The sequence below is a fragment of the Frigidibacter oleivorans genome, from assembly GCF_003993775.1.
GTDB lineage: Bacteria > Pseudomonadota > Alphaproteobacteria > Rhodobacterales > Rhodobacteraceae > Frigidibacter > Frigidibacter oleivorans.
On sequence record NZ_RJRZ01000015.1, the window covers coordinates 1 to 19,621 of the forward strand.

The 19,621-nt window shown below is 65.9% G+C and carries 15 protein-coding genes and 1 tRNA gene; 15 read left to right on the forward strand and 1 reads right to left on the reverse strand.

Annotated elements, in window-relative coordinates; translation table 11 throughout:
- The 11 genes from EEY80_RS15560 to rpoC all read left to right on the forward strand — a co-directional run.
- Window positions 1-876 (forward strand): elongation factor Tu (locus EEY80_RS15560; protein ID WP_126978004.1); only part of this gene is annotated, 876 nt, incomplete at its 5' end.
- 366 nt (window positions 877-1,242) lie between these two features.
- Entirely contained in the window at window positions 1,243-1,470 is a 228-nt protein-coding gene (locus EEY80_RS15565; protein ID WP_126978006.1) for a hypothetical protein, read from the forward strand.
- 171 nt (window positions 1,471-1,641) lie between these two features.
- Window positions 1,642-1,717: transfer RNA gene (locus tag EEY80_RS15570), tRNA-Trp, on the forward strand.
- 181 nt (window positions 1,718-1,898) lie between these two features.
- Window positions 1,899-2,093: a preprotein translocase subunit SecE gene (gene secE, locus EEY80_RS15575; protein WP_126978008.1), complete on the forward strand. Its 195-nt coding sequence runs from the start codon at window positions 1,899-1,901 to the stop codon at window positions 2,091-2,093.
- A gap of 208 nt (window positions 2,094-2,301) precedes the next feature.
- Window positions 2,302-2,835: a transcription termination/antitermination protein NusG gene (gene nusG, locus EEY80_RS15580; RefSeq protein ID WP_126978010.1), complete on the forward strand. Its 534-nt coding sequence runs from the start codon at window positions 2,302-2,304 to the stop codon at window positions 2,833-2,835.
- A gap of 89 nt (window positions 2,836-2,924) precedes the next feature.
- Window positions 2,925-3,377, forward strand: a complete 453-nt coding sequence (gene rplK / locus EEY80_RS15585) for a 50S ribosomal protein L11 (RefSeq protein WP_126978012.1) — start codon at window positions 2,925-2,927, stop codon at window positions 3,375-3,377.
- Window positions 3,378-3,380: 3 nt separating this feature from the next.
- Complete coding sequence (gene rplA / locus EEY80_RS15590; protein WP_126978014.1) at window positions 3,381-4,094, forward strand: 50S ribosomal protein L1; 714 nt, start codon at window positions 3,381-3,383, stop codon at window positions 4,092-4,094.
- 440 nt (window positions 4,095-4,534) lie between these two features.
- Window positions 4,535-5,050 (forward strand): 50S ribosomal protein L10, encoded by a 516-nt coding sequence (gene rplJ / locus EEY80_RS15595; protein WP_126978016.1) that lies wholly within the window; start codon window positions 4,535-4,537, stop codon window positions 5,048-5,050.
- Window positions 5,051-5,117: 67 nt separating this feature from the next.
- On the forward strand, window positions 5,118-5,495 hold the full coding sequence (rplL, locus tag EEY80_RS15600; protein ID WP_126978018.1) for a 50S ribosomal protein L7/L12: 378 nt from the start codon (window positions 5,118-5,120) through the stop codon (window positions 5,493-5,495).
- A gap of 253 nt (window positions 5,496-5,748) precedes the next feature.
- Window positions 5,749-9,885 carry a DNA-directed RNA polymerase subunit beta gene (gene rpoB / locus EEY80_RS15605; RefSeq protein ID WP_126978202.1) on the forward strand — a complete coding sequence of 1,379 codons (4,137 nt, stop codon included), beginning with the start codon at window positions 5,749-5,751 and terminating at the stop codon, window positions 9,883-9,885.
- An 88-nt stretch (window positions 9,886-9,973) separates the two neighbouring features.
- Window positions 9,974-14,224 (forward strand): DNA-directed RNA polymerase subunit beta', encoded by a 4,251-nt coding sequence (gene rpoC, locus EEY80_RS15610; protein ID WP_126978020.1) that lies wholly within the window; start codon window positions 9,974-9,976, stop codon window positions 14,222-14,224.
- A 77-nt stretch (window positions 14,225-14,301) separates the two neighbouring features.
- Here the strand turns inward: rpoC and EEY80_RS15615 are convergent, their stop codons facing one another.
- Window positions 14,302-15,303, reverse strand: a complete 1,002-nt coding sequence (locus EEY80_RS15615) for a glycosyltransferase family 2 protein (RefSeq protein WP_235829875.1) — start codon at window positions 15,301-15,303, stop codon at window positions 14,302-14,304.
- Window positions 15,304-15,401: 98 nt separating this feature from the next.
- Between EEY80_RS15615 and EEY80_RS15620 the strand changes: the two genes are divergently transcribed.
- From EEY80_RS15620 to fusA, 4 genes are all read left to right on the forward strand, one after another.
- Complete coding sequence (locus EEY80_RS15620) at window positions 15,402-16,295, forward strand: DMT family transporter (protein ID WP_235829876.1); 894 nt, start codon at window positions 15,402-15,404, stop codon at window positions 16,293-16,295.
- Window positions 16,296-16,592: 297 nt separating this feature from the next.
- Window positions 16,593-16,964 carry a 30S ribosomal protein S12 gene (gene rpsL, locus EEY80_RS15625; protein ID WP_010399029.1) on the forward strand — a complete coding sequence of 124 codons (372 nt, stop codon included), beginning with the start codon at window positions 16,593-16,595 and terminating at the stop codon, window positions 16,962-16,964.
- 12 nt (window positions 16,965-16,976) lie between these two features.
- Window positions 16,977-17,447: a 30S ribosomal protein S7 gene (gene rpsG / locus EEY80_RS15630; protein ID WP_126978024.1), complete on the forward strand. Its 471-nt coding sequence runs from the start codon at window positions 16,977-16,979 to the stop codon at window positions 17,445-17,447.
- Between the two features lie 24 nt (window positions 17,448-17,471).
- Window positions 17,472-19,595, forward strand: coding sequence for an elongation factor G (gene fusA, locus EEY80_RS15635; RefSeq protein ID WP_126978026.1), 2,124 nt, complete (start codon window positions 17,472-17,474; stop codon window positions 19,593-19,595).
- The last annotated feature ends 26 nt before the right edge of the window (window positions 19,596-19,621 follow it).

Genomic DNA, 19,621 nt, shown 5'->3' on the forward strand with positions numbered 1-19,621 from the left:
GTGAACGCGGCCGACGGCCCGATGCCGCAGACGCGCGAGCACATCCTGCTGGGCCGCCAGGTCGGCATCCCCTACATGGTCGTCTACCTGAACAAGGTCGACCAGGTGGATGACGAGGAACTGCTGGAACTGGTCGAGATGGAAGTGCGGGAACTGCTGGCCTCCTATGACTATCCCGGCGACGACATCCCGATCATCAAGGGCTCGGCGCTGGCGGCGCTGGAAGGCCGCGACGAGGAGATCGGCGAGAAGTCGATCCGGGCGCTGATGGATGCGGTGGACAGCTACATCCCGACCCCGGCGCGTCCGGTGGACCAGCCGTTCCTGATGCCGATCGAGGACGTGTTCTCGATCTCGGGCCGCGGCACGGTGGTGACCGGCCGGGTGGAGCGCGGCGTGATCAATGTCGGCGACGAGGTCGAGATCGTGGGCATCCGCGCCACGCAGAAATCGACCTGCACCGGCGTCGAGATGTTCCGCAAGCTGCTGGACCGCGGCGAGGCGGGCGACAACATCGGCGCGCTCTTGCGCGGGATCGACCGGGACGGCGTGGAGCGCGGCCAGGTGCTGTGCAAGCCCGGCTCGGTGAAGCCGCACACCCATTTCGAGGCCGAGGCCTATATCCTGACCAAGGAAGAGGGCGGGCGCCACACGCCGTTCTTCGCCAACTACCGTCCGCAGTTCTACTTCCGCACCACGGACGTGACCGGGACGGTGAAGCTGCCGGAAGGCACCGAGATGGTGATGCCGGGCGACAACCTGAAGTTCGAGGTCGAGCTGATCGCCCCGATCGCGATGGAAGAGAAACTGCGCTTCGCCATCCGCGAAGGCGGCCGCACCGTCGGCGCAGGTGTGGTGTCGAAAATCCTCAAGTAAGTTCTCCTCGATCCATGTCGTGAGGGCCGCCTTCGGGCGGCCCTTTTTCTTTGTCTGCCGCGACATCCGGGCCGTCTGTGCGCGAAATGCGGCTGTCGGTGCGGCCCCCCGGAAACCCCCGGACCTCACGGCGCGATCACGGGATCGCGAGCATCTTCATCCGTCGGGAACCCGCGGCGCGCGAACCTGCAACGCAGGGCCTCACCGCAAGGTCACATTCCCGCGACGGCGCGTGAGCGAACCGCGATTTCCGTCGCCGGATTTGCTGGCCCATATGCCTTGAACCGGGCAGGACGCCCGGCCCGGCACCGCCACGGCGCGACCCGCGCGACAGACCGGCGGACGGGACAAAAAGGAGACGAAGTCATGAAAACCCTTGCCATTGCTGCCGCCGCCCTCGTGGCCGTTGCCGGTGTCGCCTCGGCCGACACCTACACGCCCACCCTGTCGCGCATCGAGATCAGCGAGATCCGGAGCCTCGTGCCGAATGCGGACCTGAGCGACCTCAGCACCTATCAGGTCGTCGCGCTGCAATCCGCGATCCACGGCGACGACAGCGGCGCCGCGGCGCAGGTCCGCGCGATCCTGAACTGACGCGCGCGCACTGAGCGGCCGGGCGAGGACGCCCGATCGCGACGGCTCTTCGTGGCCTGCAAGGTCCGCCCTCCCGGGCGGACCTTCTGCATTCGCGGACCGGCGGCGGCGGGCGCGGAAATGGGCCTTGATTTCCCCGCCGCCGTGGCTTACCCCGCCCTTCACGACCACAGGGGTATAGCTCAGCTGGTAGAGCGACGGTCTCCAAAACCGTAGGTCGCGGGTTCGAGCCCTGCTGCCCCTGCCACGGTCGTCTTCCCCCGACATGCCGACGATCCTCAGGGCGCAGAGCGGTGCCTGCCGGCGCCCCGGTGCGGCCTGTCGTCAGGCCTCCGCGCCCCGCACTTGAATTCGGCAACGGTTGCCGGTATCTGCCCTGCGACACGGCGCCCGGACAGATCCGGAGGCGCCGCAGCAGGGGAACGACAATGGCAAATCCGCTCCAGTTCATGCAGCAGGTCCGGTCGGAAGTCGCCAAGGTCGTCTGGCCGACGCGCCGCGAGGTGGGGCTGACCACCGTCATGGTGCTGATCATGGCGACGCTGGCCTCGGTCTTCTTCTTCCTCGTCGATCTGGCGATCCGGTCGGGGCTGACGGCGGCGCTGAACGTCTTCGGCCAGTAAGGCAGGCCGTCTCGGGCCGGCCGTCGCGACGGACGCGGGCCGCCCTTGAACGCGACCCGGTTCGCGGGTAAGGCGGGCGGACCTTTTGCAACCGGCGCGCATCGATTCGGTGGTGCGCGCTTTTTGCATCGGGGGACCGGCATCTGCCGGAACGGATGGAATGACAGACTGCGGCGGACGATCCGCCGGCGATGCGGGGTAAGGCGGAATGGCGAAGCGTTGGTATTCGGTGAGCGTCCTCTCGAATTTCGAGAAGAAGGTCGCCGAGCAGATCCGGCAAGCCGTGGCCGAGAAGGGTCTCGAGGACGAGATCGAGGAAGTGCTGGTGCCGACGGAAGAGGTCATCGAGATCCGCCGCGGCAAGAAGGTCACCTCCGAACGCCGCTTCATGCCGGGCTATGTGCTCGTCCGCATGGAGATGACCGATCGCGCCTATCACGCGATCATCTCGATCAACCGCGTCACCGGCTTCCTCGGCCCGCAGGGCAAGCCGATGCCGATGCGCGACGCCGAGGTGAACGCGATCCTGAACCGGGTGGAAGAGGGCGAGGCGCAGCCGCGCAACCTGATCCGCTTCGAGATCGGGGAACAGGTGAAGGTGGCCGACGGCCCCTTCGAGGGCTTTACCGGCATGGTGGAGGAAGTGGACGAAGCGTCGAACCGCCTGAAGGTGACGGTGTCGATCTTCGGCCGCCCCACCCCGGTCGAACTGGAATTCACCCAGGTGTCGAAAGGCGCCTGAGTGATCGCTGCGGGAGGACGGGGCATCCCGTCCGCTGACCGCTAAACCAAGGCCCGCAGGTCGCGGGCAGGTGACAGAGGAGAGGCCACATGGCCAAGAAAGTCGTCGGGCAGCTGAAGCTGCAAGTCAAGGCGGGGCAAGCCAACCCTTCCCCGCCCATCGGTCCCGCGCTCGGTCAGCGCGGCATCAACATCATGGCCTTCTGCAAGGAGTTCAACGCTCGCACGCAGGAGATGGAGCAGGGCACCCCCACTCCGGTGATCATCACCTACTATGCCGACAAGTCCTTCACCTTCGAGATGAAGACGGCGCCGGCATCGTTCTACCTGAAGAAGGCCGCGGGCCTGAAGCCGGTGGGCAAGCGCAACCGTCCGAAGGGCTCGGCCAAGCCGGGCCGCGAGGTCGCGGGCTATGTCACTGTCGCGCAGGTGCGCCAGATCGCCGAAGCCAAGATGAAGGACCTCTCCGCCAACGACGTCGAGGCGGCGATGCAGATCATCCTCGGGTCGGCGAAGTCGATCGGTATCGAGGTCAAGGGGTAAGTCATGGCCAAGCACGGTAAACGCACCCAGACTGCCCGCGCCCAGTTCGAGGGCAAGGCGAACCTGTCCGTCGAAGAGGCGGTCGCGCTGATCAAGCAGGCGGCCTCGGCCAAGTTCGACGAGACGGTCGAGATCGCAATGAACCTCGGCGTCGATCCGCGCCACGCCGACCAGATGGTCCGTGGCGTCTGCCAGCTGCCGAACGGCACCGGCAAGACCGTCCGCGTCGCGGTGTTCGCGCGCGGCGCCAAGGCCGACGAGGCCAAGGCGGCGGGGGCCGACATCGTCGGCGCCGAAGACCTGATGGAAACCATCCAGTCGGGCAAGATCGAGTTCGACCGTTGCATCGCGACGCCGGACATGATGCCGCTGGTGGGCCGTCTGGGCAAGATCCTCGGCCCGCGCAACCTGATGCCGAACCCGAAGGTCGGCACGGTGACGATGGACGTGAAGACTGCCGTCGAGGCCGCCAAGGGCGGCGAGGTGCAGTTCAAGGTCGAGAAGGCGGGCGTGATCCATGCCGGCGTCGGCAAGGTCTCGTTCGAGGGCGACAAGCTCGCGCAGAACGTCCGCGCCTTCGTCGAGGCGGTCAGCCGGGCCAAGCCCACGGGCGCCAAGGGCACCTATCTGAAGAAGGTGTCGCTGTCCTCGACCATGGGCCCGGGCGTGACCCTGGACCTGACCTCGGCCACCACGGCGGCCACCACCGCGGCCTGAGGCCAGCGGACGGAATGCGATGCGGGCGGCCCTTGGGGGCCGCCCGTTTCTTTTCGGCCCCGTCTTCTTTTCGGCCCCGTCGCTCGCGCCGCTGGTCCGCGGGCCGAAGATGCGCTAGCCTCTGCGCCAGCCGCGATCGCGGCGGATCCGGCAGGCGGCAGCGCGGGCTGTGCCTGCTGTTGCGCAATCGGCTCTTGGAAAGCGCCCCCGTTCCGACTAGGAAGCAATCTCCGGCCCGGTAGCGATTCGTCGTTGCCGGTCGGTGCACGTCCGAGACGGTGGGCATCCATAAGTCCTGCCCGAGACGGGATCAGTCAATTTCGCTCTCGAACGCGCTTCGGGATGTGGGTTGGGTAGCCCGTAATACCGGACTCGTATGCCCCGCCTTCCGGCGGGGCGGAACTGAGCCGGGGGGAAACCCCCATACTTGGAGTGAAACTGTGGATAGAGCCCAGAAAGAGAAAGTGGTCGAGGAACTCGGCCAGATCTTCGAAAGCTCTGGCGTCGTGGTGGTTGCCCACTACGAAGGCATGACAGTTGCTCAGATGCAGGACCTGCGGGCGGAGATGCGTGCCGTCGGCGGGTCTGTCCGCGTCGCCAAGAACAGGCTCGCCAAGATCGCCCTCGAAGGCAAGCCCGGCGAAAGCATGGGTGCGCTTCTCAAGGGGATGACCGTGTTCGCCTTCTCCGAAGACCCCGTCGCCGCGGCGAAGGTCTCGGACGCCTATGCCAAGAAGAACGAGAAGTTCGTGATCCTTGGCGGTGCGATGGGCACCACGGTCCTCGACCAGGCCGGTGTGAAAGCTGTGGCCCAGATGCCGTCGCGCGAGGAGCTTATTGCTTCGATCGTGGCTTGCATCGGCGCCCCTGCCTCGAACGTCGCCGGTGCGATCGGCGCGCCCGCTTCGAACATTGCCGGCATCCTCAAGACCCTCGAGGAACGGGAAGCCGCGTGAGCAACCAAGTGCCGCGTAGGGTTGTCGCCCTGACGTTGGACCCCCATCTTTAGAACGGAACAGAGAAATGGCTGATCTGAAAGCACTCGCCGAGCAAATCGTCAACCTGACGCTGCTGCAGGCCCAGGAACTGAAAACCATCCTCAAGGACGAATACGGCATCGAGCCGGCTGCCGGTGGCGCCGTCATGATGGCTGGCCCGGCCGCTGGCCCGGCTGCTGCCGCCGAAGAGGAAAAGACCGAGTTCGACGTCGTCCTGACCGACGCCGGCGCCAACAAGATCAACGTCATCAAGGAAGTCCGCGCCATCACCGGCCTGGGCCTGAAAGAGGCGAAGGATCTGGTCGAGGCCGGCGGCAAGGTGAAGGAAGCCGCGCCGAAGTCCGAAGCCGAAGAGCTGAAGAAGAAGCTCGAAGCTGCTGGCGCCAAGGTCGAGCTGAAGTAATCCAGACGGATGCGCGTTCCGCATCCCGAGGCATGAAAGATGGCTGGGTCCGGGTTTCCCGGGCCCGGCCTGACCCGTCTTGGAGAGGTCCCGTTCGGCACGAGCGGGGCAGGGCCTCTCCAAGGCGCGGTTCGAGGTTCGGGTGCCGCCCGGTGGGACGGTCGGCGGGAATGGAACCTCACCCCCTTCATTCGGCGGCGTGTCCGTGGCCCCGACGGGACGTGCGCAGAGAAGACGAAAGGTGACGACGAGCATGGCTCAGAGCTACGTTGGCCAGAAGCGTATCCGCAGGTATTTCGGCAAGATCCGCGAAGTGCTGGAGATGCCGAACCTCATCGAGGTCCAGAAATCCTCCTATGACCTGTTCCTGAAATCCGGCGACGGCCCGCAGGCGGCGGACGGCGAGGGGATCCGGGGCGTCTTCCAGTCGGTCTTCCCGATCAAGGACTTCAACGAGAATGCCATCCTCGAGTTCGTGAAATACGAACTCGAGAAGCCGAAATACGACGTCGACGAATGCCAGGCGCGCGACATGACCTACAGCGCGCCGCTGAAGGTGACGCTGCGCCTGATCGTGTTCGATATCGACGAACATACCGGGGCGAAATCCGTCAAGGACATCAAGGAACAGGACGTCTACATGGGCGACATGCCCCTGATGACGCCCAACGGGACGTTCATCGTGAACGGCACCGAACGCGTCATCGTGAGCCAGATGCACCGTTCGCCCGGCGTGTTCTTCGACCATGACAAGGGCAAGACCCATTCCTCGGGCAAGCTGCTGTTCGCCTGCCGGATCATCCCCTATCGCGGGTCCTGGCTGGACTTCGAGTTCGACGCCAAGGACATCGTGTTCGCGCGCATCGACCGTCGCCGCAAGCTGCCGGTGACCACCCTGCTCTATGCCCTCGGGCTGGATCAGGAAGGCATCATGGATGCCTATTACAACACCGTCGCCTTCAAGCACATGAAGAACCGCGGCTGGGTCACCCGCTTCTTCCCCGAACGCGTGCGGGGCACCCGTCCGACCTATGACCTGATCGACGCCGCCACCGGCGAGGTCATCTGCAAGGCGGGCGACAAGGTCACGCCGCGGATGGTCAAGAAGCTGCAGGACGAGGGCAAGGTCACCGAACTGCTGGTGCCCTTCGACCACATCGTCGGCCGCTTCGTCGCCAAGGACATCATCAACGAGGAAACGGGCGCGATCTATGTCGAGGCCGGGGACGAGATCACCCTGACCTATGACCGCGACGGCGAGATCACCGGCGGCACGCTGAAGGTCCTGCTGGACAACGGCATCACCGACATCCCGGTGCTGGACATCGACAACGTCAACGTCGGTCCCTACATCCGCAACACGATGGCCGCGGACAAGAACATGAACCGCGACGGCGCGCTCATGGACATCTACCGCGTGATGCGCCCGGGCGAGCCGCCGACCGTCGAGGCCGCCTCGACCCTGTTCAACAGCCTGTTCTTCGACAGCGAACGCTATGACCTGTCGGCCGTGGGCCGGGTCAAGATGAACATGCGCCTGAACCTCGATGCGCCCGACACGCAGCGCACCCTGCGCCGCGAGGACATCATCTCGTGCATCAAGGCGCTGGTCGAACTGCGCGACGGCAAGGGCGAGATCGACGATATCGACCACCTCGGCAACCGCCGGGTGCGGTCGGTGGGCGAGCTGATGGAAAACCAGTATCGCGTCGGCCTGCTGCGGATGGAACGCGCGATCAAGGAACGCATGTCCTCGGTCGAGATCGACACGGTGATGCCGCAGGACCTGATCAACGCCAAGCCGGCGGCGGCGGCGGTGCGCGAATTCTTCGGCTCGTCGCAGCTGTCGCAGTTCATGGACCAGACCAACCCGCTGTCGGAAGTGACGCACAAGCGGCGTCTGTCGGCGCTCGGGCCGGGCGGTCTGACCCGCGAACGCGCGGGCTTCGAGGTTCGCGACGTTCACCCGACCCACTATGGCCGGATGTGCCCGATCGAGACGCCGGAAGGCCCGAATATCGGCCTGATCAACTCGCTGGCGACCTTCGCCCGGGTGAACAAGTACGGCTTCATCGAGACCCCCTACCGCAAGGTTTCCGGCGGCAAGGTCACGGATGACGTGCAGTACATGTCGGCCACCGAGGAAATGCGCCACACCGTCGCGCAGGCGAATGCCGAACTCGACGCCGAAGGCCGTTTCGTGTCGGACCTGATCTCGACCCGCCAGTCGGGCGAATTCATGCTGAACCCGCCGGATGCGGTGGACCTGATCGACGTGTCGCCGAAGCAGCTGGTCTCGGTTGCGGCCTCGCTGATCCCGTTCCTCGAAAACGACGACGCCAACCGCGCGCTGATGGGTTCGAACATGCAGCGGCAGGCGGTGCCGCTGCTGCAGGCCGACGCGCCCTTCGTCGGCACCGGGATCGAGGCCGTGGTGGCCCAGGATTCCGGCGCCGCGATCATGGCGCGCCGCGGCGGCGTGATCGACCAGGTCGATGCCACCCGGATCGTGATCCGGGCGACGGAAGACCTGGAGATCGGCGATGCTGGCGTGGACATCTACCGTCTGCGCAAGTTCCAGCGTTCGAACCAGAACACCTGCATCAACCAGAAGCCGCTGGTGAAGGTGGGCGACCGCATCCGCAAGGGCGAGGTGATCGCCGACGGTCCGTCGACCGACATGGGGGAACTGGCGCTCGGCAAGAACGTCATCGTCGCCTTCATGCCGTGGAACGGCTACAACTACGAGGACTCGATCCTGATCTCGGAACGCATCGTCCGTGACGACGTGTTCACCTCGATCCATATCGAGGAATACGAGGTTTCGGCCCGCGATACCAAGCTGGGCCCGGAAGAGATCACCCGCGACATCCCGAACGTGGGCGAAGAGGCGCTGCGCAACCTCGACGAGGCCGGCATCGTCTATATCGGCGCCGAAGTGGGGCCGGGCGACATCCTCGTGGGCAAGATCACCCCCAAGGGCGAAAGCCCGATGACGCCGGAAGAGAAACTTCTGCGCGCCATCTTCGGGGAAAAGGCGTCGGACGTGCGCGATACCTCGCTGCGCCTGCCGCCGGGTGACTACGGCACGGTGGTCGAGGTCCGCGTGTTCAACCGCCACGGCGTCGACAAGGACGAACGTGCGCTGCAGATCGAGCGGGAAGAGGTGGAGCGTCTGGCCCGGGACCGGGACGACGAGCTGCACATCCTCGAACGCAACATCTATGCGCGTCTGAAGTCGATGATCCTCGGCAAGTCCGCGGTGAAGGGTCCGAAGGGCATCAAGGCCGGGACCGAGATCACCGAGGAGCTGCTGGAAACGCTGTCGCGCGGCCAGTGGTGGCAGCTGGCACTCGGCGAAGAGGCCGATGCGCAGCAGGTCGAGGCGCTGAACTCGCAGTTCGAGGCGCAGAAGCGGGCGCTGGAGCACCGGTTCGAGGACAAGGTCGAAAAGGTCCGCCGTGGCGACGACCTGCCCCCGGGCGTGATGAAGTCGGTCAAGGTGTTCGTGGCGGTGAAGCGCAAGCTGCAGCCGGGCGACAAGATGGCCGGCCGTCACGGCAACAAGGGTGTCGTGTCCAAGGTGGTGCCCATCGAGGACATGCCGTTCCTCGCCGATGGCACCGCTGTCGACATGGTGCTGAACCCGCTGGGCGTGCCGTCGCGGATGAACGTCGGTCAGATCCTCGAAACCCATATGGGCTGGGCCGCGCGCGGTCTGGGCCTGCGGATCGACGATGCGCTGAACGACTATCGCCGCAACGGCGACATGACCCCGGTCCGCGACGCGCTGAAGCACGGCTACGGTCCCGATGCCTATGAGGACGCCTTCGGCGACCTCGAGGAAGACGAGCTGCTGGAGAAGGCCGGCGCGGTCCGCCGCGGCGTGCCGATCGCCACGCCCGTCTTCGACGGCGCGAAGGAGGCCGATGTCAACGACGCGCTGATGCGGGCGGGCTTCGACACCTCGGGCCAGTCGGAGCTGTTCGACGGCCGGTCGGGCGAGAAGTTCGCGCGGAAGGTCACCGTCGGGGTCAAGTACCTGCTGAAACTGCACCACCTTGTCGACGACAAGATCCACGCGCGTTCGACCGGGCCCTACAGCCTCGTCACGCAGCAGCCCCTGGGCGGCAAGGCCCAGTTCGGCGGCCAGCGGTTCGGCGAGATGGAGGTCTGGGCGCTGGAAGCCTATGGCGCGGCCTACACCCTGCAGGAGATGCTGACCGTCAAGTCGGACGACGTGGCGGGCCGGACCAAGGTCTACGAGTCGATCGTCAAGGGCGAGGACAACTTCGAGGCCGGCGTCCCCGAAAGCTTCAACGTGCTGGTGAAAGAGGTCCGGGGTCTGGGCCTCAACATGGAACTCCTGGATGCGGATGGAGAGGAGTGACCGGCAGGCGGGCTAGCCCCGCCTCTCGGTCCCCGGGGGGGGCGATCCCGTCGCCCCGCCGCCACCGCCCGATTGCAAGGATTGGAAGATGAACCAGGAACTGACCGCGAATCCGTTCAACCCGCTCGCCGCGCCGAAGTCCTTCGACGAGATCAAGATCTCGCTGGCCTCGCCCGAGCGGATCCTCAGCTGGTCCTACGGCGAGATCAAGAAGCCCGAGACCATCAACTACCGCACGTTCAAGCCCGAACGCGACGGCCTGTTCTGCGCGCGCATCTTCGGGCCGATCAAGGACTACGAGTGCCTCTGCGGCAAGTACAAGCGGATGAAGTATCGCGGCGTCGTCTGCGAGAAATGCGGCGTGGAAGTCACGCTGCAGAAGGTCCGCCGCGAACGCATGGGCCATATCGAGCTGGCCGCGCCCGTCGCGCATATCTGGTTCCTGAAGTCGCTGCCCTCGCGCATCGGCCTGATGCTGGACATGACGCTGCGCGATCTGGAGCGCATCCTCTATTTCGAGAACTACGTCGTCATCGAGCCGGGCCTGACCGACCTGACCTATGGCCAGCTGCTGACCGAGGAAGACTTCCTCGACGCGCAGGACCAGTACGGGGCTGACGCCTTCACCGCCAATATCGGCGCCGAGGCGATCCGCGAGATGCTGGCGGCCATCGACCTCGAGGCCACTGCCGACCAGCTGCGCGAGGAGCTGAAGGAGGCCACCGGCGAGCTGAAGCCGAAGAAGATCATCAAGCGGCTGAAGATCGTCGAATCCTTCCTCGAATCCGGCAACCGCCCGGAATGGATGGTGCTGACCGTGATCCCGGTCATCCCGCCGGAACTGCGCCCGCTGGTACCGCTGGACGGGGGCCGTTTCGCGACCTCGGACCTGAACGACCTCTACCGCCGGGTCATCAACCGGAACAACCGCCTGAAGCGGCTGATCGAACTGCGCGCGCCCGACATCATCGTCCGCAACGAAAAGCGGATGCTGCAGGAATCGGTCGATGCGCTGTTCGACAACGGCCGCCGCGGCCGCGTGATCACGGGTGCCAACAAGCGCCCGCTGAAATCGCTGTCGGACATGCTGAAGGGCAAGCAGGGCCGGTTCCGCCAGAACCTTCTGGGCAAGCGGGTGGACTTCTCGGGCCGCTCGGTCATCGTGACCGGGCCGGAACTGAAGCTGCACCAGTGCGGCCTGCCGAAGAAGATGGCGCTCGAACTGTTCAAGCCGTTCATCTATTCGCGGCTGGAGGCGAAGGGCCTGTCCTCGACCGTCAAGCAGGCGAAGAAGCTGGTCGAGAAGGAGCGCCCCGAGGTCTGGGATATCCTCGACGAGGTGATCCGCGAACATCCGGTCCTTCTGAACCGCGCGCCGACGCTGCACCGTCTGGGCATCCAGGCGTTTGAACCCATCCTGATCGAAGGCAAGGCGATCCAGCTCCACCCGCTGGTCTGCTCGGCCTTCAACGCCGACTTCGACGGTGACCAGATGGCCGTGCACGTTCCGCTTTCGCTGGAAGCCCAGCTGGAAGCGCGCGTGCTGATGATGTCGACCAACAACGTGCTGTCGCCCGCCAACGGCGCGCCGATCATCGTGCCCTCGCAGGACATGGTGCTGGGCCTCTACTATGTGTCGATGGCGCGGGACGGGATGCCGGGCGAGGGCATGGCCTTCGCTTCGGTCGAAGAGGTGGAACACGCGCTGAACGCGGGTGCGGTGCATCTGCATTCCAAGATCACCGCGCGGGTCAAGCAGATCGATTCCGAAGGCAACGAGGTGTCCAAGCGCTTCGAAACCACGCCGGGCCGGGTCCGTCTGGGCAGCCTGCTGCCGCTGAATGCCAAGGCCCCGTTCGAGCTGGTGAACCGCCTGCTGCGGAAGAAGGACGTGCAGAACGTCATCGACACCGTCTACCGCTATTGCGGGCAGAAGGAGTCGGTCATCTTCTGCGACCAGATCATGGGTCTGGGCTTCCGCGAGGCCTTCCGGGCCGGCATCTCGTTCGGCAAGGACGACATGGTCATCCCGGACAGCAAGTGGAAGATCGTGGGCGACGTCCAGGATCAGGTGAAGGAATTCGAACAGCAGTACATGGACGGCCTGATCACCCAGGGTGAGAAGTACAACAAGGTCGTCGATGCCTGGTCGAAATGTTCGGATGCCGTCGCGGCCGAGATGATGAAGGAAATCTCGGCGGTCCGTAAGGACGATGCCGGGGCCGAGAAAGAGCCGAACTCCGTCTACATGATGTCCCACTCTGGGGCACGGGGTTCGCCTGCGCAGATGAAACAGCTGGGCGGGATGCGCGGCCTGATGGCCAAGCCGTCGGGCGAGATCATCGAGACGCCGATCATCTCGAACTTCAAGGAAGGCCTGACCGTGCTGGAGTACTTCAACTCCACCCACGGCGCGCGGAAGGGTCTGGCCGATACCGCGCTGAAGACCGCGAACTCAGGCTACCTGACCCGCCGTCTGGTCGACGTGGCGCAGGACTGCATCATCCGGCTGCATGACTGCGGCACGGAACGGGCGATCACTGCCTCGGCCGCCGTCAATGACGGCGAGGTGGTCTCGCCGCTCAGCGAACGCATCCTGGGCCGCGTCGCGGCCGAGGACGTGCTGGTGCCGGGCACCGACGAGGTGGTCGTGCGCAAGAACGAACTGATCGACGAGCGCAAGGCCGATGCGGTCGAGACGGCGGGCGTGCAGGCGATGCGCATCCGTTCGGCCCTGACCTGCGAGGCCGAAGAGGGCGTCTGCGCCATGTGCTATGGCCGCGACCTCGCGCGCGGGACGCTGGTGAACCAGGGCGAGGCGGTGGGCATCATCGCCGCGCAGTCGATCGGCGAACCCGGCACGCAGCTGACGATGCGGACCTTCCACATCGGCGGCATCGCGCAGGGCGGCCAGCAGTCGTTCCTCGAAGCCAGCCAGGAAGGCGTGATCGAGTTCCGCAACCCGAACATCCTCGTCAACGCGAATGGCGAGCAGATCGTGATGGGCCGGAACATGCAGCTCGCCATCATCGACGAGGCCGGCCAGGAACGGGCCAGCCACAAGCTGTCCTACGGCTCGAAGATCTTCGTCAAGGAAGGCGCCACCGTCAAACGCGGTGCCAAGCTGTTCGAATGGGACCCCTATACCCTGCCGATCATCGCCGAAAAGGCGGGCGTGGCGAAGTTCGTGGACCTGATCTCGGGGATCGCCGTGCGCGAGGAAACCGACGAAGCCACGGGCATGACCCAGAAGATCGTCACCGACTGGCGCACCGCGCCGCGCGGCAACGACCTGAAGCCCGAGATCATCATCATGGACGGCGAATCCGGCGAGCCCGTGCGCAACGAGCAGGGCAACCCGGTCAGCTATCCGATGTCGGTGGACGCCATCCTGTCGGTCGAGGACGGGCAGGAGGTGAAGGCCGGCGACGTGGTGGCGCGTATCCCGCGCGAAGGTGCCAAGACCAAGGACATCACCGGGGGTCTTCCCCGCGTGGCGGAACTGTTCGAGGCCCGTCGTCCGAAGGACCACGCCATCATCGCCGAGATCGACGGCTACGTGCGCTTCGGCAAGGACTACAAGAACAAACGCCGGATCACGATCGAGCCGACCGACGAGACGATGCAGACGGTCGAGTACATGGTGCCGAAGGGCAAGCACATCCCGGTGCAGGAAGGCGACTTCGTGCAGAAGGGCGACTACATCATGGACGGCAACCCCGCGCCGCATGACATCCTGCGCATCATGGGGATCGAGGCGCTGGCCGACTACCTGATCGACGAGGTGCAGGACGTCTACCGGCTGCAGGGCGTGAAGATCAACGACAAGCACATCGAGGTGATCGTCCGCCAGATGCTGCAGAAGATCGAGATCCTCGATTCCGGCGAGACGACGCTGCTGAAAGGCGAGCACATCGACAAGGCGGAGTTCGAGGAAGAGAACGCCAAGGTCATCGCCCGCGGCGCCCGTCCGGCAGTGGGCGAGCCGGTGCTGCTCGGCATCACCAAGGCCAGCCTGCAGACCCGCAGCTTCATCTCGGCGGCGTCCTTCCAGGAAACGACCCGGGTGCTGACCGAGGCTGCCGTTCAGGGCAAGCGCGACAAGCTTGTGGGCCTGAAGGAAAACGTCATCGTCGGCCGGCTGATCCCGGCCGGCACCGGCGGCGCGACCTCGCGCATCCGCAAGATCGCGTCCGACCGCGATCAGGCGGTGATCGAGCAGCGCCGGGCCGAGGCCGAACGCGCCGCGGCCCTCGCCGCCCCGATGGGGATGGGCGAGGTGATCGGCGAGGACGAGGACGCCTTCGGTCTGGTGGACACGCCGGAAAGCCGGGATTGATCCCGGCGGCCTGAGGCCACCGTCAGCAACAGGACGGCCCCGCAGCGATGCGGGGCCGTTTGCGTGTGGCTGCCCCCTTACCGCGCCGCTGCGGCGCGGATCAGGTGCAGGCGGCGGCGGGGGTCGTCCTCCGGCGCACGCCCGGCCCGGGCGGCCAGCCGGGCGGCATAGTCGGCGCAGCACAGGTGGTGCAGCCGCGCGACGCCAGGCAGGGTCATCGCCCGGGCGTGCAGCGCGTCGAAGGCGGCGGCATGGCGTAGCGCGCTGGTATCCTCGGCCTCGTTCCGGTTGAATCGGTCGAAGAATTCGTCGGTATAGCGGTCCTTCAGCGCCGCGGCGCTGAGCGTCCCGCGCTTCAGCGAAAAACTTTCCTCGGACCGCAGCATGTAGTGGTTGATCTGCGCGGCCTCATGGGTCGTCAGGTGCTGGGGCGTCATCCGCATATAGGCGCCTTCGGGGTGCCAGTCGGGCAGGACGGTGCCGGCGGAATTGACCCAGACCAGCGGTTCGGCGCCCCAGTCCGCCCCCGCCGTCGCGCGGTCGAAGCCCGAAGGTCCGTGCGACTGGAACTTGCCGAAGATCTCGGGCCGCCGGAACAGCCCCTTGAACCAGCGATTGACGCCATGCACCCGCCAGGCGCAGCGGTGGAACTGCCGGTGCACCAGCCCGTCGCCCCAGTCTAGCCGGTTGCCGGTGCCGAACACCCGCCAGTTGATCGACATGCCGGTAAAGGGGGCGTCGCCCGCGGGCAGCAGGTCGCCGATCCGGCCCTCGCCCCGGTGGATGACCAGGAATTCGTCGACGTCGCAGATCAGGATCCAGTCCGCCTCGGCCACCAGCGGATGCCGGCGGGCGCGGCGCAGTTTGGCCTGCTGCGGATAGGCGCCGTCCGGGATGGTGGCGCGCACATGCGTCACCCAGCCCGCCGCCTGCAGCGCATCGAGCAGGTCCGGCGAATGGTCGCTGCAGTCATTGGTCAGCACGAGGATGTCGGTAAAGCCGATCAGCCGGTACCAGGTAACCCATTCGACGATGAACGGACCTTCGTCCCGCATCGAGGATATGACCAGCGCACGCATCGGACCTCCGGGCAGATGGCACGTTGAACCATGCCGCCCCGGCTCCGTCCAGTGCGGGTGCTCTGGCTGCGCCGGCGCGGCGCTGGTATGGCGGCAGCATGATGCGACCGTCCGGAAATCTCGCGGGTGTCCTGTTGATGGTGGCGGCGATGGCCGCCTTCACCGGCAATGACACGCTGATGAAGGCCGCGACCCGCGAGGTGCCGCTGTTTCAGGCGATCTTCCTGCGCGGGGTGGTGACGTTGCTGCTGCTGGCAGGGCTGTCGCGGGTGACGGGCGACATCCGTCTGGGACTGCCGCGCCGCGACCGCGGGGTGATGGCGCTGCGGCTGGCGGGCGAGGTGCTGGCGACGGCCCTGTTCCTGACCGCGCTGCAGTACATGGCGCTGGCCAACCTGTCGGCGATCATGCAGTCGCTGCCGCTGGTGATGACGCTGCTGGCGGCGGTCGTCTTCGGCGAAGGGATCGGCTGGCGCCGGCTGCTGGCGGTGCTGGCGGGATTTGTGGGCGTGCTGCTGATCATCAAGCCGGGGGCCGAGGGGTTCAACGTCTGGTCGCTGATGGGGCTGGCCGCGATGCTGGCGGTGGCGCTGCGCGACCTGTCCACCCGCCGGCTGTCGGCCGACCTGCCCTCGATGACCGTGGTGGCCTATGCCGCGATCGCGGTGATGCTGCTGGGGGCGGTGGCGAGCCCGTTCCAGGGCTGGGCACCGGTGCCCCCGGTGGCGGCGGTGCAGCTGGCGGGTTCGGGCGCCTTCCTGATCGCGGGCTACCTCTGCATCACCATGGCGATGCGCACCGGCGAGATGGCGGTGGTGGCGCCCTTCCGCTATACCGCGCTGCTGTGGGCGATCCTGCTGGGCTGGATCAGCTTCGGTCAGCTGCCCGACCGGCTGACGCTGGCCGGCGCGGGCATCGTCATCGTCTCGGGCCTGTTCACCCTGTGGCGGGAAAGCCGGCTGGCAGGTAAGCGGGGCGCGTCGCAGGCGTGACCGCCGGTCCGCGGACCCCGCGGGCCGAGGGGCTGCTGTTGACAACCCCCGCGACTCCCCATATACGGCGCGCACTCGCGTGGTGGGGAAGGCTCTGCCCGTGTGTATCTGAATGAATGTGGTCAAGATCCGGGCCGGTCGGTCCCGATCCTCTGGAACTCCACCGCGTCGTCCCCGCGCAGGGGACGGATGCGGTTTTGGTGTTTTGCGGACGCGCAGGGCACATCACTGACGACTGCCCCCGAATGTCCCGCCGACGGGCGAGTACTGAACGGGCCGCAACATAGGGCGAGCTATATGCCGACGATCCAGCAGCTGATCCGCAAACCGCGGCAGCCCAAGGTGCAGCGCTCCAAGTCGCAGCACCTCCAATCCTGCCCGCAGAAGCGTGGCGTGTGCACCCGCGTGTACACGACGACCCCGAAGAAACCGAACTCCGCCATGCGGAAGGTCGCCAAGGTGCGGCTGACCAACGGTTTCGAGGTGATCAGCTACATCCCCGGTGAAAAGCACAACCTCCAAGAGCACTCGGTCGTGCTCATCCGCGGGGGCCGGGTGAAGGACCTTCCGGGTGTCCGCTATCACATCCTGCGCGGTGTGTTGGATACCCAGGGTGTCAAAGACCGTCGTCAACGCCGTTCGAAATACGGCGCGAAGCGTCCGAAGTAAGGAGAGGCGCATATGTCCCGTCGTCACGCTGCCGAGAAGCGCGAAGTCCTGCCGGATGCCAAGTTCGGCGACCGCGTCATCTCGAAATTCATGAACAACCTGATGGTCGACGGCAAGAAGTCCGTCGCCGAGCGCATCGTCTACAACGCCCTCGACCGGGTGCAGACCCGGCTGAAGCGCGAGCCGGTCGAGGTCTTCCACGAGGCCCTCGACAACGTGAAGCCCTCGGTCGAGGTCCGCTCGCGCCGGGTCGGCGGTGCGACCTACCAGGTGCCCGTCGAGGTCCGCCCCGAGCGCCGGGAGGCGCTGGCGATCCGCTGGCTGATCACCGCCGCCAAGAACCGCAACGAGAACACGATGGAAGAGCGCCTCGCGGGCGAGCTGCTCGACGCCGCGAACTCGCGCGGGACCGCGGTGAAGAAGCGCGAAGACACCCACAAGATGGCCGACGCCAACAAGGCGTTCAGCCACTACCGCTGGTAACAACTTCAGCCTGAGGACTGCCCAATGGCACGCGACTATCCCCTGAACCGCTACCGGAACTTCGGGATCATGGCCCATATCGACGCGGGCAAGACCACGACGACCGAGCGGATTCTGTATTACACCGGCAAGTCCCACAAGATCGGCGAGGTGCATGAAGGCGCCGCGACGATGGACTGGATGGAGCAGGAGCAGGAGCGGGGGATCACCATCACCTCGGCCGCGACGACGACCTTCTGGCAGCGCCAGGAAGATCCGACGGCGCAGGGCACCTCGGACACGAAGTACCGCTTTAACATCATCGACACCCCCGGCCACGTCGACTTCACCATCGAGGTCGAACGTTCGCTGGCGGTGCTCGACGGTGCGGTCTGCCTTCTCGACGCCAATGCCGGCGTCGAGCCCCAGACCGAAACGGTGTGGCGTCAGGCCGACCGCTACAAGGTTCCGCGCATCGTGTTCGTCAACAAGATGGACAAGATCGGCGCCGACTTCTTCAACTGCGTCCGCATGATCAAGGACCGTACCGGCGCCACCCCCGCCCCGATCGCCCTGCCGATCGGCGCCGAGGACAAGCTGGAAGGCATCATCGACCTCGTGACGATGGAAGAGTGGACCTGGAAAGGCGAGGATCTGGGCGCGTCCTGGACCCGTCAGGAGGTTCGTGCCGAGCTGAAGGCCGAGGCCGAGGAATGGCGCGGCAAGCTGATCGAACTGGCCGTCGAGATGGACGACACCGCGATGGAGGCCTATCTCGAGGGCACCGAGCCGGATGTCGACACCCTGCGCAAGCTGATCCGCAAGGCCTGCCTCAGCATGACCTTCGTGCCGGTCACCTGCGGTTCGGCCTTCAAGAACAAGGGCGTGCAGCCGATGCTGAACGCCGTGATCGACTACCTGCCCTCGCCGCTGGACGTGCCCGCCTATATGGGCTTCGCGCCGGGCGACGAGACGGAAACCCGGAACATCGCCCGTTCGGCCGATGACGCGCAGCCCTTCGCGGGCCTCGCCTTCAAGATCATGAACGACCCCTTCGTGGGCTCGCTGACCTTCACCCGCCTCTATTCCGGCGTCCTCAAGAAGGGCGACCAGATGATGAATGCGACGAAGGGCAAGCGCGAGCGCGTCGGCCGGATGATGATGATGCACGCCATCAACCGGGAAGAGATCGACGAAGCCTTCGCGGGCGACATCATCGCGCTGGCCGGTCTGAAAGAGACCACCACCGGCGACACCCTCTGCGACCCGGCGAACCCGGTCGTGCTGGAAACGATGACTTTCCCCGAGCCGGTGATCGAGATCGCGGTCGAGCCGAAGTCGAAGGCCGACCAGGAAAAGATGGGTCTGGCGCTGGCGCGTCTGGCCGCCGAGGACCCCTCCTTCCGCGTCGAGACCGATCTGGAATCGGGCCAGACGATCATGAAGGGCATGGGCGAACTTCACCTCGACATCCTCGTCGACCGCATGCGGCGCGAGTTCAAGGTCGAGGCGAATATCGGCGCGCCGCAGGTGGCCTATCGCGAGACCATCTCGCAGCCGGCCGAGATCGACTACACGCACAAGAAGCAGACCGGCGGCACGGGCCAGTTCGCCCGCGTCAAGCTGGCGATCACCCCGACCGAAGCGGGCGAAGGCTACAGCTTCGAGTCGAAGATCGTCGGCGGCGCGGTGCCGAAGGAATACATCCCCGGCGTCGAGAAGGGCATCAAGTCGGTCATGGACTCGGGCCCGCTCGCCGGCTTCCCGGTGATCGACTTCAAGGTCGCGCTGCTGGACGGTGCCTTCCACGACGTCGACTCCTCGGTCCTGGCCTTCGAGATCGCCTCGCGTGCCGCGATGCGGGAAGGCCTGCGCAAGGCCGGTGCGAAGCTGCTGGAACCGATCATGAAGGTCGAGGTGGTGACGCCCGAGGAATATACCGGGTCGATCATCGGCGACCTGACCTCGCGGCGCGGCATGGTGACGGGGCAGGAATCGCGCGGCAACGCCAACGTGATCAACGCCTTCGTGCCGCTGGCCAACATGTTCGGCTACATCAACAACCTGCGCTCCATGTCCTCGGGTCGCGCCGTGTTCACGATGCTGTTCGACCACTACGACCCGGTCCCGCAGAACATCTCGGACGAGATCCAGAAGAAATACGCATAAGCGCGGTGCGCCCGGAAGGGCGCACC

Coding starts and splice junctions, on each gene's coding strand:
- EEY80_RS15565 (WP_126978006.1), top strand. CDS start 1,243: ATGAAAACCCTTGCCATTGCTGCCGCCGCCCTCGTGGCCGTTGCCGGT.
- secE (WP_126978008.1), top strand. CDS start 1,899: ATGGCAAATCCGCTCCAGTTCATGCAGCAGGTCCGGTCGGAAGTCGCC.
- nusG (WP_126978010.1), top strand. CDS start 2,302: ATGGCGAAGCGTTGGTATTCGGTGAGCGTCCTCTCGAATTTCGAGAAG.
- rplK (WP_126978012.1), top strand. CDS start 2,925: ATGGCCAAGAAAGTCGTCGGGCAGCTGAAGCTGCAAGTCAAGGCGGGG.
- rplA (WP_126978014.1), top strand. CDS start 3,381: ATGGCCAAGCACGGTAAACGCACCCAGACTGCCCGCGCCCAGTTCGAG.
- rplL (WP_126978018.1), top strand. CDS start 5,118: ATGGCTGATCTGAAAGCACTCGCCGAGCAAATCGTCAACCTGACGCTG.
- rpoB (WP_126978202.1), top strand. CDS start 5,749: ATGGCTCAGAGCTACGTTGGCCAGAAGCGTATCCGCAGGTATTTCGGC.
- rpoC (WP_126978020.1), top strand. CDS start 9,974: ATGAACCAGGAACTGACCGCGAATCCGTTCAACCCGCTCGCCGCGCCG.
- EEY80_RS15615 (WP_235829875.1), bottom strand. CDS start 15,303: ATGCGTGCGCTGGTCATATCCTCGATGCGGGACGAAGGTCCGTTCATC.
- EEY80_RS15620 (WP_235829876.1), top strand. CDS start 15,402: ATGATGCGACCGTCCGGAAATCTCGCGGGTGTCCTGTTGATGGTGGCG.
- rpsL (WP_010399029.1), top strand. CDS start 16,593: ATGCCGACGATCCAGCAGCTGATCCGCAAACCGCGGCAGCCCAAGGTG.
- rpsG (WP_126978024.1), top strand. CDS start 16,977: ATGTCCCGTCGTCACGCTGCCGAGAAGCGCGAAGTCCTGCCGGATGCC.
- fusA (WP_126978026.1), top strand. CDS start 17,472: ATGGCACGCGACTATCCCCTGAACCGCTACCGGAACTTCGGGATCATG.